This is a genomic window from Streptomyces sp. NPDC001514, from assembly GCF_053597075.1.
Genome location: NZ_JBSFHO010000008.1, coordinates 151,243 through 164,849, shown reverse-complemented (window position 1 = coordinate 164,849; position 13,607 = coordinate 151,243). Strand labels below are relative to the sequence as shown.

Below are 13,607 nucleotides of genomic sequence, written 5' to 3'. Positions count from 1 at the left end.
ATGGCATCAACGAGCGATGAAGCGGAAACGTCCGGTGGGCCAGGGGTGCGGACCGGGCCGACGGCGGTGGCGTCGGGGCGTTGTCGGTGTCGGGGCGTTGTCAGTGGGGGGAGCTAGCTTTGCCGCATGTCGATCACCACGTCGGTTTCCGCGCAGTTGCTCGCCTCCGTGTCCTTGCCGGGCGCAGGTGCGCTCGTCAACGGCTTCGCCCTGGAGAGCCGCGCGGGCGGCGCGTGCAGGGCGCTGCTCAGGGCCGGGGGTTCGCTCGTGGTCCACGACCTGGACCGGCTGTGGGCGGGGGAGACGGCGCCGCTGGCCACGTTCCCGCTCCCCTGGCCGGGCTGGGACCTCGGAGTGCACTCGGTGAGCCCGGACGGTGCGTTCGCGGTGCTCTCGGGGCAGCGCTCGGTGCGGGCGGTGGGGGGCGGGCGGCGAGACCCTGTGGACGTACGTGCACGGCTGCTGGGACCAGGAGATGGGGCACCCGCACACCGGCGACGAGACGGAGCTCTGCCGGGGCATCGAGTCCGGGTCCTGCCGGGTCTCGGACGACGGCCGTCTGGTGTGGGCGCATGTGCCGGGTGTCGACGACGACAACTACGAGGAGCGGTGGGTCGTGCTGGACGCCATGGACGGCACGGAGCTGGCCTGCCTGGTCCTGGACAGCGTGACCTCCGGCTCGAACCACCTCTCCCACCCCGACGGGGTGCACATGGGGCTCGGCATCGGCATGGGCCAGGACGGCATCCTGCTGTACTGGGGCCGGTGGGACGGCACGTCCCTGACCACCTGGGACCTCAACGAGACCGAGGACCGCATCCTCCTCGACGTCCACCCCGGACACGGCGGCTTCCTGACGATGGAGCACTACGGTGACGACATCAGGCTGCACACGCTGGAGGGTGAGGTGCTGGCGACGGGCCACGCGGACGTCCTGCCCGTCGTCGGCCTGGAGGACGGCGAGGAGCCGGACGAGGACGAGGACCGTCCGTCGTGGGACTACACCTGCGGATTCGTGGACGCGGACACCGTCATCGCGACCACGACGGAGTACGACGAGGACCCCGACCTCGCGCACCACTGGCTGCTCGACGCGCACACCCTGGGGATACGCGGGCGCATCGCATACCCGGAGCCCGTCGACAGCCCCGCACAGCCGCTCGGGGACGGGACGTGGCTGACGTACGACGACAAGCGCCACATGCTGTCGCGCTGGGGCATACACCGATGAGTCCCGAGCGGCTCATCGGTCTACCCACACGACCAGTGCGCCACGACGAGAGAAGAGAACCGAGATGGCTCAGATGATCTTTGTGAACCTGCCGGTGAAGGACCTCGAGAAGTCGAAGACCTTCTGGAGCAGGCTCGGCTACTCCTTCAACCCGCAGTTCACCGACGAGACCGCCGCCTGTCTGGTGTTCAGCGACACGGTTTTCGCCATGCTCCACACCGAGCCCCACTTCAAGGAGTTCACCAAGAAGGACATCGCCGACGCCTCCGCCACCACCGAGGTGATCCTCGCGCTGAGCGCCGAGAGCCGGGAGAAGGTCGACGAGCTGGCCGACGTGGCCCTCGAGGCCGGCGGGTCGCCGGCCAACGAGCCCCAGGACCACGGCTTCATGTACCTCCGCTCCTTCCAGGACCCGGACCACCACATCTGGGAGGTCATGTGGATGGACCCGAAGGCCGTCGAGGGACAGGGCCAGTAGGACCGTCAGCCCTTGAGCGCGTCGTACGTGACACCGGTGAGCTGCTCGGACGCCACCCAGAGCCGCTCACCGGCCGCGTCGTTCAGCGTCCACTTGGCCCGCCAGGACGGGGCGGGTGCGCCCCGCCAGCCCTGGAAGCGCGGCCCGGTGAATGAGTCGGGCCGGACGCCGGGCTCCGTGGCCGCGTACAGCGTGGGGAGCGCGCCCGTCTCGGCGGGCTGGGCGAAGATCCGGTTGCCGAGCTCGGCGAGCCGCTCGGCCGCCCGGCGGCCCTCCATCCTCGCGCCCGCGGTCTGGAGGTTCGTCGCCGCGTAGCCAGGGTGCGCGGCAGCGGCGACGACGTCCGAGCCCGCGGCCTTCAGCCGCCGCGCCAGCTCGTGCACGAACAGCAGGTTCGCCGACTTGGAGCGCCCGTACGCCACCCAACGGCGGTAGCGGCGCTCGCTGTTGAGGTCCCCCATGTCGATGTTGGCCAGCGCGTGCATCCCGCTGGACACGGTCACGACGCGGGCGCCCGGCGTGTTCAGCAGCTTGGGCAGCAGAAGCCCGGTGAGGGCGAAGTGCCCCAGGTGGTTGACCCCGAACTGGGTCTCGAAGCCGTCGGCGGTGGTGCCGTACGGCAGCGCCATCACACCCGCGTTGTTGACGAGGAGGTCCAGGGTGTCCTGCTCGTACGACTCGGCGAACCGCCGTACGGAGGCGAGGTCGGCCAGGTCCAGCGGCCGGAACTCCACGTCCGCGCCCGGGGCCTGCCGCTGGATGAGCGCCTCGGCCTCCTTGCCGCGGGCCTCGCTGCGGCACGCGAGGATCACGCGCGCGCCGCGGCGGGCCAGTTCGCGGGCCGTGACGAGTCCGATGCCGCTGTTGGCCCCGGTGACCACGGCGGTGCGTCCGCTCTGGTCGGGGATGTCGCGCGTCGTCCAGCCGGTCGTCTTCGAGGTGGTCGTCGGCATGCGGTGCTCCTCCGGTACTCGTCCGTACTCATCCGGTACTCATCGGTGGACCTGTTCATGCCAGCCTACGCCTGACCGTACGCATGCGTATGGTCGAGTCCCGGGCGGGGCGATCACCGGGTCCGTGCCGCGCGCTGATATGTCCCCGGCGTCACGCCGTAGCACCGCACGAACCACCGATGGAAGTGCGGCTGGTCCGCGAATCCCGCCTCGACCGCCGCCTCCGCCGCCGTCACCCCGCCCGCCAGCAGCTCCCGGCCCCGCCGCAGCCGGAGCAGCCGCTGGTAGTCGCTCGGCGTCATGCCGTACTCGGCACGGAACGCGCGGTACAGCGCGAACCGGCTCAGCCCCGCCGCGTCCGCCAGCTCCTGCGCCGGGACCTGGTCCCCGCACCGCTCCCGCAGCAGGTCGCGGGCCCGGCGCGCGGCGCGTGCGCGGGCGCCACCCGGAGCCTCGGGGGCGACCCGGACCGGCCCGGAGGCGCCGCGCCGCACCATCGCCGTCACCGCGGCCGTCAGCCGTTCGTCCCGTACGAGCGGATCCGCCCCGCCGGCCAGCGCGGTGTGCAGCCGCAGCAGCGTGCCCCGCAGCCTCGGATCGTGCAGCACCGGCGCCGTGAACAGGGGCATCGACCCCCGCCCGCCGGTCGCGTCCGACAGCACCTCGCGCACCAGCTCCGGCCCGATGTGCACCATCCGGTACTGGTAGCCGAGGTCGGCCGCGGCCCGCCCGTCGTGCGGGTCGTCCGGGTTGAACGCCATCAGCAGCCCGGCGGCACTCGTGTGCGCGCCGCCGCGGCAGCTGAACCGCTGGGCGCCCGCCTCGGTGAAGCCGAAGGAGTACGCATCGTGGCTGTGCCGCGCGTACACGTGCGTGGAGAAGTGCGCGTGCATGGCTTCCAGCGGGCGGTCCGGGTCCCGCCAGTAGCGAGCCCAGTCGTCATGCGCTCGATTCGTCACGAGTCCAGTGTCCGACGAGCGGCGCGCGCTGCTTCCCGGCGAGGTCGGTGGCCCGGACCTAGGATCGGTGGGAGCGGGGGCGAGGGAGGCTGCCATGGCGAGTGCGAACCCGACGGACCTGCCGCAGGGCGATGTACGACTGCTTCACAGCGATATGGCCCGGCACCTGCTCGCCTCCACCGAGCTGGCCCGCTTCGCCTACGTGGCGCGGGACGGGACGCCTCGCGTCATGCCGATGATGTTCCACTGGACGGGCGAGGAGCTCGTCTTCGCGTCCTTCGCCGGCGCCCACAAGATCGTCTCCCTCCGGGCCCGCCCCGCCGTCGCCGTCACCATCGACACCCCCGGACCGCCGCCCGAGGTCCTGCTCCTGCGCGGGCCGGTGGAAGTCACCGAGGTGGACGGGATCGTGCCGGAGTACGCGCTGGCGCACCGCCGCTACTACGGCCCCGAGCAGGGCGCGCGGAACGTCGCCGAGGTCGACGTTCCGGGCGTACGCATGGCGCGCATCGCGCTGCGGCCCACCTGGGTGGGAGTCCTCGACTTCGTCCGGCGCCTTCCTGACGCGGCCCCCGAGCGATGACCGGCGGTGACCATGTCGGCCTTCGTGCTGATCCCCGGTGCCGACGGCCGGGCCTGGTACTGGCACCGGGTCGTCCCCGAGCTCCGGGCCCGGGGCCATGAGGCGGTCGCCGTCGACCTCCCGGCGGAGGATTCTGCGGGACTGGCCGAGCACGCGGACGCCGTGGTCCGGGCGATCGGCGGGCGTACGGCCGGGACGGACGCAGGGACGGTGATCGTCCTGGTGGCCCAGTCCCTGGCCGGCTTCACCGCGCCGCTCGTCTGTGAGCGCGTGCCGGTGGACCAGCTGGTGCTGCTCAACGCCATGGTCCCTGCGCCCGGCGAGTCGGCGGGGGAGTGGTGGACCGCCACCGGCCACGACAAGGCCAGGGCCGACCTCCTGAACCGCATGGGCCGCGGCGCGGACGCCGGCTTCGACGTACGGACGGACTTCTTCCACGACGTGCCGCCCGAGATCACCGAAGAGGCCCTCTCCGCCGGCGAAGCCGGGCCGCCCGCCGCCCTGTTCACCCAGCCCTGGCCCCTGAAGCGGTGGCCCGACGTCCCCACCCGCTTCCTGCAGGGTCGCGACGACCGGTTCTTCCCGGTCGGCTTCCAGCGCCGTGTCGTCCGCGAACGCCTCGGCATCGACATCGAGGAGATCCCCGGCGGCCACCTCGTCGCCCTCAGCCGGCCGGTGGAACTCGTCCGCGCCCTGCTGGGTCAGTAGTAGCCCTTCTCGCCGTCGAGCAGCTCCCGGATCGCGTCCATGTGCCCCGCGTGCCGGGCGGTCTCCTCGACCATGTGGAGGAGCATCCAGCGCAGCGACGCGGCAGCGGAGTCGAAGTCCGGGTGCTTGCCCACCTCGTCCAGGGGGTGGGACGCGATGATCTCGTCCGACACCGCGCACTGACGCGTGTACTCCTCAAGGAGCTGCGCGAGCGGAACGTCCTCGACCATCATGTCGGCGTCCTCGGGACCGTCACCCCGCCACTCGGCGAACTGCGGCCCGTCGGCGGGCCGGCCGAGGAACAGCACCTCGAACCAGGTCTGCTCGGTCCAGCGCAGATGGGAGACGATGCCCGCCATCGTCATCAGCGGCGAGTCCGGAAGCACCGACCGGTGCGCGTCCGCCTCGGAGAGGCCTTCGCTCTTCCAGTGGACGATCGCGCGCTGCATGTCGAGCCAGCCCAGAAGCTGCGTCCGCTCGTCGGCCGTGAAAGGAGGGCGTATGCGGGGAGGCGTCATGGGCGCCGACCGTAGCGGAGCCCGGCGCGCGGACGCATGGCATTTACGCGGCCACCCGTTCCGTACACCGGATCGGATACGCCCGCACCGACACCTCGTCGTCGTCCAGACACCGGCCCGTCTCCAGGTCGAAGCGCTGCTTCAGCAGCGGCGACGCGACGAAGGGCCGGCCAGAGACGGAGCCCAGCAGGCCTCGGGAGAGCACCTGGGCGCCGGTGAACGGGTCGCGGTTGTCGATCGCGTACGGGCGGCCCGAGCGGTCCAGGAAGACGGCGGCCTGGCGGCCGTCGGGGAGCAGTGCCGCGAGGCCCCGGCCCGGGGTGAGCCGGGAGGGCTCGCAGACCGGGAACCAGGTTCCCTCCAGATCGAGTTGGAGTGTCATCGCGTCAGGGTCCCTTCGAGGGTTTCCAGGGTGGTCAGAACGGTCAGGTCCGGCTTGATCTGGTCCCGCTCGGGGACGAACTTCACGCTCGGGTCCGGCGCGTCCGGCGCGTTCACGAACGACACGAAGCGGCGCAGCCGGTCCGGGTCGTCGAGCGTCTCGGCCCACTCGTCGCGGTAGCCGGCCACGTGCTCGGCCATGAGCGCCTCCAGCTCGCCGCACAGTCCGAGCGAGTCGTGCACGACGACGTCCCGGAGGTGGTCGAGCCCGCCTTCCAGGCGCTCCAGCCACACCGAGGTGCGCTCCAGCCGGTCCGCCGTGCGGATGTAGAACATCAGGAAGCGGTCGATGAGACGGACGAGTTCGGCGTCCGACAGGTCCTGGGCGAGCAGATCCGCGTGGCGCGGCGTGGCGCCGCCGTTGCCGCCGACGTACAGGTTCCAGCCGCTCGCGGTGGCGATCACGCCGAAGTCCTTCGACTGCGCCTCCGCGCACTCGCGGGCGCAGCCGGAGACCGCCGACTTCAGCTTGTGCGGGGCGCGCAGGCCCCGGTAGCGCAGCTCCAGGTCGATGGCCATCCGGACGCTGTCCTGGACGCCGTAGCGGCACCAGGTCTGCCCCACGCACGACTTGACCGTCCGCAGCGCCTTCCCGTATGCGTGCCCCGACTCGAAGCCCGCGTCGACGAGACGCGTCCAGATCGCCGGGAGCTGCTCCACGCGGGCGCCGAACATGTCGATCCGCTGGCCGCCCGTGATCTTCGTGTAGAGGCCGAAGTCCCGTGCCACCTCCCCGATCACGATCAGCTTGTCGGGCGTGATCTCACCGCCGGGGATGCGCGGCACGATCGAGTACGAGCCGTTGCGCTGCAGGTTCGCCAGGAAGTGGTCGTTGGTGTCCTGCAGGGCGGCCTGCTCGCCGTCGAGGATGTAGCCGTTGCCCAGGCTGGCGAGGATCGAGCCGACGGCCGGCTTGCAGGTCTCGCAGCCGTCGCCGCCGCGCGCCTCCTCACGGCCGTGGGAGTCGAGCAGTTCCGCGTACGAGGTGAGACGCAGCGTGCGGACGATCTCGTACAGCTCGCTGCGGGTGTACGGGAAGCAGCCGCACAGACCCTTGTCCGTGGACTGCGGCAGCAGCTGGCCGATGACCTTGACGCAACTGCCGCAGCCCGTACCGGCCTTGGTGCACTTCTTCACCTCGGGGAGCGAGGTGTGCTCGCAGATCGCACCCTTGGTGACGTTGTGGCAGGAGCAGATGACGGCGTCGTCGGGGAGGGCGGACGGGCCTAGCGCGACGGGCGCGCCGGCGCCGGCGGGCAGCACGAGCTGCTCGGGCGGGACCGGCGGGACGGAGCCGGTGAGCGGGCGGAGCATCCCGTACGCGTCGGCGTCGCCGACCAGGACACCGCCGAGCAGGGCCCCCTCCGGGCTGACGACCAGCTTCTTGTAGACGCCGGCGCGGGAGTCGGAGTAGACGACGTCCAGGCAGCCTTCGGCCGTGCCGTGCGCGTCGCCGAACGACGCCACGTCCACACCGAGCAGCTTCAGCTTCGTCGACATGTCGGCACCGGTGAAGGAGCTTTCGGCGGTCTCGTCGGCGAGGAGGTCCGCGACGGTCTTCGCCATCTCGTAGCCGGGCGCGACCAGCCCGTACACCCGGCCGTCCGCCGCGAGCGCGCACTCGCCGATCGCGTACACGTCCGGGTCGGACGTACGGCACTGCTCGTCGACGACGATCCCGCCGCGCTCGCCGACCGCCAGGCCCATGTCGCGGGCGAGCTGATCGCGCGGGCGCACACCGGCCGAGAAGACGACGAGGTCGGCGGAGAGCGTCGAGCCGTCGGAGAGCTTCATGCCGGTGACGGCGGAGTCGGTGGTGACGATCTCCTGGGTACCGACGCCCGTGTGCACGGTCAGCCCCATGCCCTCGATGGTGCGCAGCAGTGCCGCGCCGCCGCCGTCGTCGACCTGCACCGGCATCAGCCGGGGCGCGAACTCCACGATGTGCGTGTCCAGCCCGATGCCCCTGAGCGCGCCCGCCGCCTCAAGACCGAGCAGCCCGCCGCCCACGACGACACCGGTGCGGGAGGTCTTCGCGTACTCCTCGATCGCGAGCAGATCCTCGATGGTCCGGTACACGAAGCAGCCCTCGGCGTCCCGGCCGGGCACGGGCGGTACGAACGGGTACGAGCCGGTGGCGAGCACGAGCGTGTCGTACGTGTACGTCCGTCCGGCGCGCGACGTGACCGTGCGGGCGGCGCGGTCGACGCGCTCGGCCGGGTCGTCGAGATGGAGCTCGATGCCGTGCCGGTCCATGAAGCCGTCCTCGACGAGGGAGAGCTCGTCCGGGGTGCGGCCCGAGAAGTACGAGGTGAGCTGGACCCGGTCGTACGCCGGGCGCGGCTCCTCGCACAGCACGACGATCCGTGCGCGCTGCGTGACCCCCTGCTCGGCGAGGGCCTCCAGGAAGCGCTGGCCGACCATCCCATGGCCGACGAGCACGATCGTGGGGGTGGTCATCTCAGAGTCCTCCATCGGTGGTGAGCAGGTGGAGCAGCGGTGCGTCCGGAAGGGGGTCGTCGCCCTCCCAGGCCCGGGCGAGCGCGCCGACGGTGGCGAGGTCGCCGAGGAGTACGCCGCCGACGAGGCGATCCCCGCGGACGACGACCTTCCGGTACGCGCCCCGGGTGGCGTCGGCCAGTTGCACGACGTCGTCGCCGGGCTGCGGGGACGGGTCCCCGAACGCGGCGATGTCGAACGTGCCGGCGCCGGAGAGGGTGAGGCGGGTGAGGGCGCGGGTGCCGGTGTAGCGGGGGCCTTGCGGGTCCCCGGGCCCCGGCAGCCCCTCGGGCGTGGGGGCTGCGGAGTGGTCCGGTACCGCCGGGTGGGCCGGTGTGTCCGTCATCGAACGACGGACGGGCTCCGAGGGAGCGGCGCCGGGCAGCAGGTCCGAGGTCAGGACCGCCGCCAGGGCGTCCGCCTGTTCGACGGCCGCGGTGGCCAGGCCGTAGACCGTGCCCGCGTGTTCGGCGCAGTCACCGATGGCGTGGATGTACGGGTCCGACGTACGCAGCAGATCGTCGACGACGATTCCCTGGCGCACCTCCAGGCCCGCATCCGCCGCGAGCCCCGTGCGCGGACGGACGCCGCACGCGAGGACCACGCACTCCGCGTCGAGGACGAAGCCGTCGGCGAGTTCGACGCCGGTGACCGCCCCGTCGTGCTGGCGCAGACCCCGGGCGCGGCACTCGGTGTGGACCTCCACGCCCAGGTCCTCCAGATGACGCCGGACCAGTGCGCCCGCCGCCGGGTCGAGGTGGCGGTCCATCAGGTCGGTGCCCTGATGGGCGAGGACCACGTCCGCACCGCGCTCCGCCAGGGCCCGGGCCGCCGAGACACCGAGCAGGCCGCCCCCGACGACCACGGCACGGGTACCGGGGCGGGCCGCGGCCGCGAGGGCCATACAGTCGTCGAGGGTGCGGAACGGGTGGACGCCGTCCGGCAGCTGTCCGCCGACGCCGCGCAGGGGCGGCAGCACCGGGTTCGAGCCGGTCGCCAGGACCAGCCGGTCGTATGCCACCGACGTGCCGTCCGCGCAGTGCACCACCCGCCGTACCCGGTCGATCGAGGCGGCCCGCACGCCGCGCCGCACCTCACCGCCGCCCTGCACGGGCGGCAGAGCGATCACCTCGGGCGCGTACCGCCCGGCGAGGACATCGGCGAGCAGCACCCGGTTGTAGGGGGCGTGCGGCTCCTCGCCGAGCAGCGTGACGTCGCTCGCCGGGGCCAGTCGGCGCGCCAGCCGCGCGCCCGCCAGGCCGGCGCCGATCACCACGATCCTCGAATCCATGTACGCAGCTTGTGGCGTGGGTGTTACCCGATGGGATCCCGGTTGTTTCCCGTGCGGAACACTGCCCTCAGCGCACGGTCGACCGATGTGTGAGGAGTGCACACGTCCGCAGGGTCGCCCGTCGGCGGAACCTCAGACGTAGCTCAACTCTCCCGGGAATGATGGACGGCACACGTATCTGATCCATAGGGTCGCGGGCATGCCCGACATATCGCTGACCACCGTCGTCCTCCTGTGCGTCGCCGCCGCGGCGGCCGGCTGGATCGATGCGGTGGTGGGCGGCGGAGGGCTGTTGCTCCTGCCCGCGCTGCTGCTCGGGATGCCGCAGGTGCCCGCCGCGCACGTCCTCGGCACCAACAAGGCCGTCAGCATCGTCGGCACCACGGGCGCGGCGGTGACGTACGTCCGCAAGGCCCCGGTCCAGGTGAGGACGGCGGTACGGATCGGGCTCGCCGCCCTCGCCGGGTCCATGGGCGGGGCCTTCTTCGCGGCGGGCCTCAGCAGCGAGGTGCTCCGCCCGGTGATCATGGTGGTGCTGCTGGGTGTCGCGGCGTTCGTGATGCTGCGCCCGTCCTTCGGCTCCGAGGGGGACCGGGGGCCGGTCACCCGCGCGCGGGTCGTCACTGCGATCGTCCTCGTCGGCGGCGGGATCGGCTTCTACGACGGGCTGTTCGGTCCCGGAACGGGCACGTTCCTGGTGCTGGCGCTCACCGCGGTGCTCCACCTGGACCTGGTCACGGCCTCCGCGACCGCCAAGATCGTCAACGTGTGCACCAACGCCGGGGCGCTCGCGATGTTCGCGTACCAGGGCACTGTGCTGTGGCAGCTGGCCGCGCTGATGGCCGTGTTCAACCTGGCGGGCGGCATGGTCGGCGCGCGGATGGCCCTCAAGAAGGGGTCGGAGTTCGTCCGCAGGGTTCTGCTGGTGGTCGTCTTCTCCCTGGTCGCGAAGCTCGCCTTCGACCAGTGGACCTAGGCGCCAGGGGCGCCAGGGGCGCGTCGCCCGAACGGGCTCAGCCGCGAACGGGCTCAGCCGCGCCGCTCGCGGACGCCGATGAGGTGGGCGTACGCCACCACGTTCCCCCGGTACCCGGACCTGCTGTCGAAGCCGCCGCCACAGGTGATCACGCGGAGCTCGGCGCGGTCCGCGGGACCGTACACCTTGCCGTCAGGGAAGTTCTCGCTCCGGTACACCTCGACGGCGTCGACCGTGAACACCGCCGTGCGGCCGTCCTCGCGGAGGACCTCGATCCGGTGGCCCTTCTGCAGCGTGCCCAGGTCGTAGAAGACCGCCGGGCCCCGCGCGTTGTCGACGTGCCCGGCCACGATCGCGGTGCCGCGCGCACCCGGAGACGTACCGCCCCGGTACCAGCCGGCCAGGTTGGACTTCCTCGCGGGCGGTACCTCGAGGCTGTTGTCGGGGGCGAGACCGAGCGGCATGACCGGGGCGTCCACGCGTATACGGGGGATACGGAAGCGGACCGGCTCGGACGGCGGCAGCGGGTCGGCCGCCGCGTCCGTGTGCTGACCGGCGGCGAAGGCCTGGGCGGCGGACGGAACGGGCGGGGTGATGGTCGTCCTGGAGCCGTTCTGGACCAGCCATGTGCCGACGCACACGGCGACGACCAGCAGCCAGCCCGTCCCCCTTCGCCTGCCCCGGCTCGCGCTCCTGTCCTGCATCAGAAGTCCTTCGATCGCGGATTCCGGATGCCGGTCCGGATGCCGGATCCGGACCGGGAAATGGTTCCCCGCCCCCGTCAGCCGGACGCATGACGGGGGCGGGGACGGCGGTTACGAGGACGGTGGAGGCCGAGCCCCGTCAGCTCACCTGCGCGCCGCTCGCCCGACGGCGCAGGCGCCAGGTCCCGCCGGCGGCGGCTGCGGCCAGAACGGCCACCCCCGCCGCGATCTGGGTGGTGTCGGGCCCGACGCTGCCGCCGGTACCCGTCTTCACATGGCCGGTCGGCTGCTGCCCGTGGGACTGGACGACCAGGTCCCCGGTGGCCTCCTTGCCGTTGTCGCAGAGGACGCCGATGCCGTAGTTCCCCGGCTTCGTCTCCTTCGGCACCTTGAACCGTCCGACCACGACCTCCTTGTGTGTCCCCGGCGCCGCCTTGAAGTCACCCGCGCCGAGCGACTGGGCGTCCCCCGTGCCGTGGGCGCCCTTGCCGCAAGCGGAGCTGTTCACGGTGACGGTCGCGCCGGGGGACACGATCGAGGGCGTGATCTCCAATGGCTCGAAGTCGTCCGCGTACGCCGACGAGGCGGCGGCGAGCGCGCCGAGACAGACGGCGGCTGCCAGCACGGGGCCGGACAGACCGGCCGGCGGGCGGGCAGTGGTGCGCATGTCGTCCTCCGGGAGCGATGGCGTCCTCTTCATCTCCGAGGTAACGGCCAGTCCGCCGCCCACGCCTGCTGATGCACGATCAGATTCGTCCGCACATCACCGCGTGTCGCCCTTGCCGCGGGGCATCGTCGCAGGTCACGGTCAGTGCGCTGGGCCATTGGCTGCTCCGTACGGGCGGACGCGCCGAAAGGGTGACGCCCGACACGCCGGGGCGGTCCCGACTTGGCGTCCCGGCGTGTCGCCCCGGGTCGCGCGGCTGTCAGATCTCGTCCCAGGGGACCCCTTCGAACGCCTCCCGCACCCGCTTCATCAGCGACTCCTCCACCGGGAACTCCGTCGAGTCGATCCGCCGCAGCGGCGCGAATCCCCGCGAGTTCATGAGGAAGGCCGCCTCGTACGACGGGAGATCCGCCAGCCGCACCTCGCGCCGCACCGACGGCAGCCGCGGCTCCAGCAGGGCCATCGTGATACCGCGCAGCGCGGGCGCGTCCGGCCAGACCACCGAAGCGCCGTCCCAGAAGGCGACATTGGTGATGGCGCCCTCCGAGATCACGCCGCCGGGCCCGGTCAGCAGCGCGTCGTCGAAGCCCGCGCGGACAGCGGCGGCCCCGTAGTACGCCTGTGCGAAGCCGCCGAGGTGCTTGATATGAGCGACGGGCCGCTGGTACGGGACCGACATCAGGCTCCGCGGCGTCTCGGCCATCGTCTGCGGATCGCGGACGGTCACCACGACGGCCGTCTCGTAGACGTAGACACGCACGGAGGCGTCGCGCCGGCCGGTCGCGGCGAGAGCGTGACGTACGAGCGAGCGGACCCGCTCCCCGTCCAGAGTCCTGCCGAACAGCTCGCGCGTCGCGCCGTCCAGCCGCTCCAGATGCAGCGCGAGCCCGCGCACCCGCCCGTCGCGCACCTGCATCGCGGTGAAGTGGCCGTAGCCGCTCTGGAGAACGGCAAGCTCGGCAGGGTCCACCTCGGCGGCCGGGCGTCCGTCGATCTCGATGTATGCGCTGGTCGGAGTCATGTGCCCACGGTAGGGCGGAACGGCTGCCCGGCGGGCGGAAGCCGGAACCGACTCCAGGAGCGCGGTGCGTGGGCGTCGGCGTGCCGGCAGCGATCAGTCCTCGATCAGGCGGCGCGGCCCCGGACCGTGCGAGGACAGCTCGTCGCCCGGGTTGGACAGGACGCACCGGTCCAGCGAGAGACAGCCGCAGCCGATGCAGTCGGTGAGATTGTCCCGTAGCCGCTGGAGCGTACGGATCCGCAGATCGAGGTCGTCGCGCCAGCACTCCGAGATCCGCGCCCAGTCCTCCCGCGTGGGCGTACGGTCCTCCGGCAGCAGCCCGAGCACCTCGCGGATCGTGGCGAGCGGGATGCCGAGCCGCTGCGAGGTGCGGATGAACGCGACGCGGCGCAGGGCGTCCCGGCTGTAGCGCCGCTGGTTGCCGGACGTGCGGCGGCTCCTGATCAGCCCCTCGCGTTCGTAGAAACGCAGCGCGGAGGGGGCGACACCGCTGCGTTCCGCCAGCTCACCGATGGTGGCTTCCTTGGCGTCCCAGGCGAGATGGGTCATGCACCCCAGCGTAGCCGCTTGACCTCAAC

At 72.1% G+C, this 13,607-nt stretch carries 16 protein-coding genes; 5 read left to right on the top strand and 11 right to left on the bottom strand.

All coding sequences use genetic code 11. The features are described from left to right. Nucleotides 1–113 precede the first annotated feature (113 nt). Nucleotides 114–320, bottom strand: coding sequence for a hypothetical protein (locus ACWCXB_RS11845; protein ID WP_450721641.1), 207 nt, complete (start codon nt 318–320; stop codon nt 114–116). A 155-nt stretch (nt 321–475) separates the two neighbouring features. On the opposite strand from ACWCXB_RS11845, the gene ACWCXB_RS11840 reads away from it, so the two are divergent. After that, nucleotides 476–1,231, top strand: a complete 756-nt coding sequence (locus ACWCXB_RS11840; protein ID WP_450721639.1) for a hypothetical protein — start codon at nt 476–478, stop codon at nt 1,229–1,231. A gap of 64 nt (nt 1,232–1,295) precedes the next feature. Then, on the top strand, nt 1,296–1,709 hold the full coding sequence (locus ACWCXB_RS11835; protein WP_450721637.1) for a VOC family protein: 414 nt from the start codon (nt 1,296–1,298) through the stop codon (nt 1,707–1,709). Nucleotides 1,710–1,714: 5 nt separating this feature from the next. On the opposite strand, the gene ACWCXB_RS11830 is transcribed toward ACWCXB_RS11835, so the two are convergent. Together ACWCXB_RS11830 and ACWCXB_RS11825 are read right to left on the bottom strand one after the other, a co-directional pair. Beyond that, complete coding sequence (locus tag ACWCXB_RS11830) at nt 1,715–2,662, bottom strand: oxidoreductase (RefSeq protein ID WP_450721635.1); 948 nt, start codon at nt 2,660–2,662, stop codon at nt 1,715–1,717. Nucleotides 2,663–2,775: 113 nt separating this feature from the next. Beyond that, nucleotides 2,776–3,555, bottom strand: coding sequence for an AraC family transcriptional regulator (locus tag ACWCXB_RS11825; RefSeq protein WP_450721741.1), 780 nt, complete (start codon nt 3,553–3,555; stop codon nt 2,776–2,778). A 160-nt stretch (nt 3,556–3,715) separates the two neighbouring features. Here ACWCXB_RS11825 and ACWCXB_RS11820 point away from each other — a divergent pair, with 160 nt between their 5' ends. Both ACWCXB_RS11820 and ACWCXB_RS11815 read left to right on the top strand, forming a co-directional pair. Next, a complete protein-coding gene (locus ACWCXB_RS11820) occupies nt 3,716–4,204 on the top strand; it encodes a pyridoxamine 5'-phosphate oxidase family protein (RefSeq protein ID WP_450721633.1) in 489 nt (162 codons plus the stop codon). A 12-nt stretch (nt 4,205–4,216) separates the two neighbouring features. Next, nucleotides 4,217–4,912, top strand: coding sequence for an alpha/beta fold hydrolase (locus ACWCXB_RS11815; RefSeq protein WP_450721739.1), 696 nt, complete (start codon nt 4,217–4,219; stop codon nt 4,910–4,912). On the opposite strand, the gene ACWCXB_RS11810 is transcribed toward ACWCXB_RS11815, so the two are convergent. Genes ACWCXB_RS11810 through ACWCXB_RS11795 form a run of 4 tightly spaced genes read right to left on the bottom strand, consistent with a single transcriptional unit; the run spans nt 4,906 to nt 9,661 of the window. Continuing rightward, nucleotides 4,906–5,430 carry a DinB family protein gene (locus ACWCXB_RS11810; protein WP_450721631.1) on the bottom strand — a complete coding sequence of 175 codons (525 nt, stop codon included), beginning with the start codon at nt 5,428–5,430 and terminating at the stop codon, nt 4,906–4,908. The genes ACWCXB_RS11815 and ACWCXB_RS11810 overlap by 7 nt on opposite strands. A gap of 43 nt (nt 5,431–5,473) precedes the next feature. Continuing rightward, on the bottom strand, nt 5,474–5,812 hold the full coding sequence (nirD, locus tag ACWCXB_RS11805; RefSeq protein WP_450721629.1) for a nitrite reductase small subunit NirD: 339 nt from the start codon (nt 5,810–5,812) through the stop codon (nt 5,474–5,476). Further along, on the bottom strand, nt 5,809–8,331 hold the full coding sequence (nirB, locus tag ACWCXB_RS11800; protein WP_450721627.1) for a nitrite reductase large subunit NirB: 2,523 nt from the start codon (nt 8,329–8,331) through the stop codon (nt 5,809–5,811). Before nirB ends, nirD begins: the two co-directional genes overlap by 4 nt. 1 nt (nt 8,332) lies before the next feature. Beyond that, nucleotides 8,333–9,661, bottom strand: a complete 1,329-nt coding sequence (locus ACWCXB_RS11795; RefSeq protein ID WP_450721625.1) for an NAD(P)/FAD-dependent oxidoreductase — start codon at nt 9,659–9,661, stop codon at nt 8,333–8,335. 199 nt (nt 9,662–9,860) lie between these two features. On the opposite strand from ACWCXB_RS11795, the gene ACWCXB_RS11790 reads away from it, so the two are divergent. Beyond that, a complete protein-coding gene (locus ACWCXB_RS11790; protein ID WP_450721623.1) occupies nt 9,861–10,637 on the top strand; it encodes a sulfite exporter TauE/SafE family protein in 777 nt (258 codons plus the stop codon). Between the two features lie 53 nt (nt 10,638–10,690). On the opposite strand, the gene ACWCXB_RS11785 is transcribed toward ACWCXB_RS11790, so the two are convergent. The 4 genes from ACWCXB_RS11785 to soxR form a co-directional block, all read right to left on the bottom strand. Beyond that, nucleotides 10,691–11,341: a class F sortase gene (locus ACWCXB_RS11785; protein ID WP_450721621.1), complete on the bottom strand. Its 651-nt coding sequence runs from the start codon at nt 11,339–11,341 to the stop codon at nt 10,691–10,693. A 139-nt stretch (nt 11,342–11,480) separates the two neighbouring features. Beyond that, a complete protein-coding gene (locus ACWCXB_RS11780; protein ID WP_450721619.1) occupies nt 11,481–12,008 on the bottom strand; it encodes a hypothetical protein in 528 nt (175 codons plus the stop codon). A gap of 259 nt (nt 12,009–12,267) precedes the next feature. Then, on the bottom strand, nt 12,268–13,029 hold the full coding sequence (locus tag ACWCXB_RS11775) for an aminotransferase class IV family protein (RefSeq protein ID WP_450721617.1): 762 nt from the start codon (nt 13,027–13,029) through the stop codon (nt 12,268–12,270). A gap of 93 nt (nt 13,030–13,122) precedes the next feature. Then, nucleotides 13,123–13,578 carry a redox-sensitive transcriptional activator SoxR gene (gene soxR / locus ACWCXB_RS11770; RefSeq protein WP_450721615.1) on the bottom strand — a complete coding sequence of 152 codons (456 nt, stop codon included), beginning with the start codon at nt 13,576–13,578 and terminating at the stop codon, nt 13,123–13,125. Nucleotides 13,579–13,607: the final 29 nt, after the last annotated feature.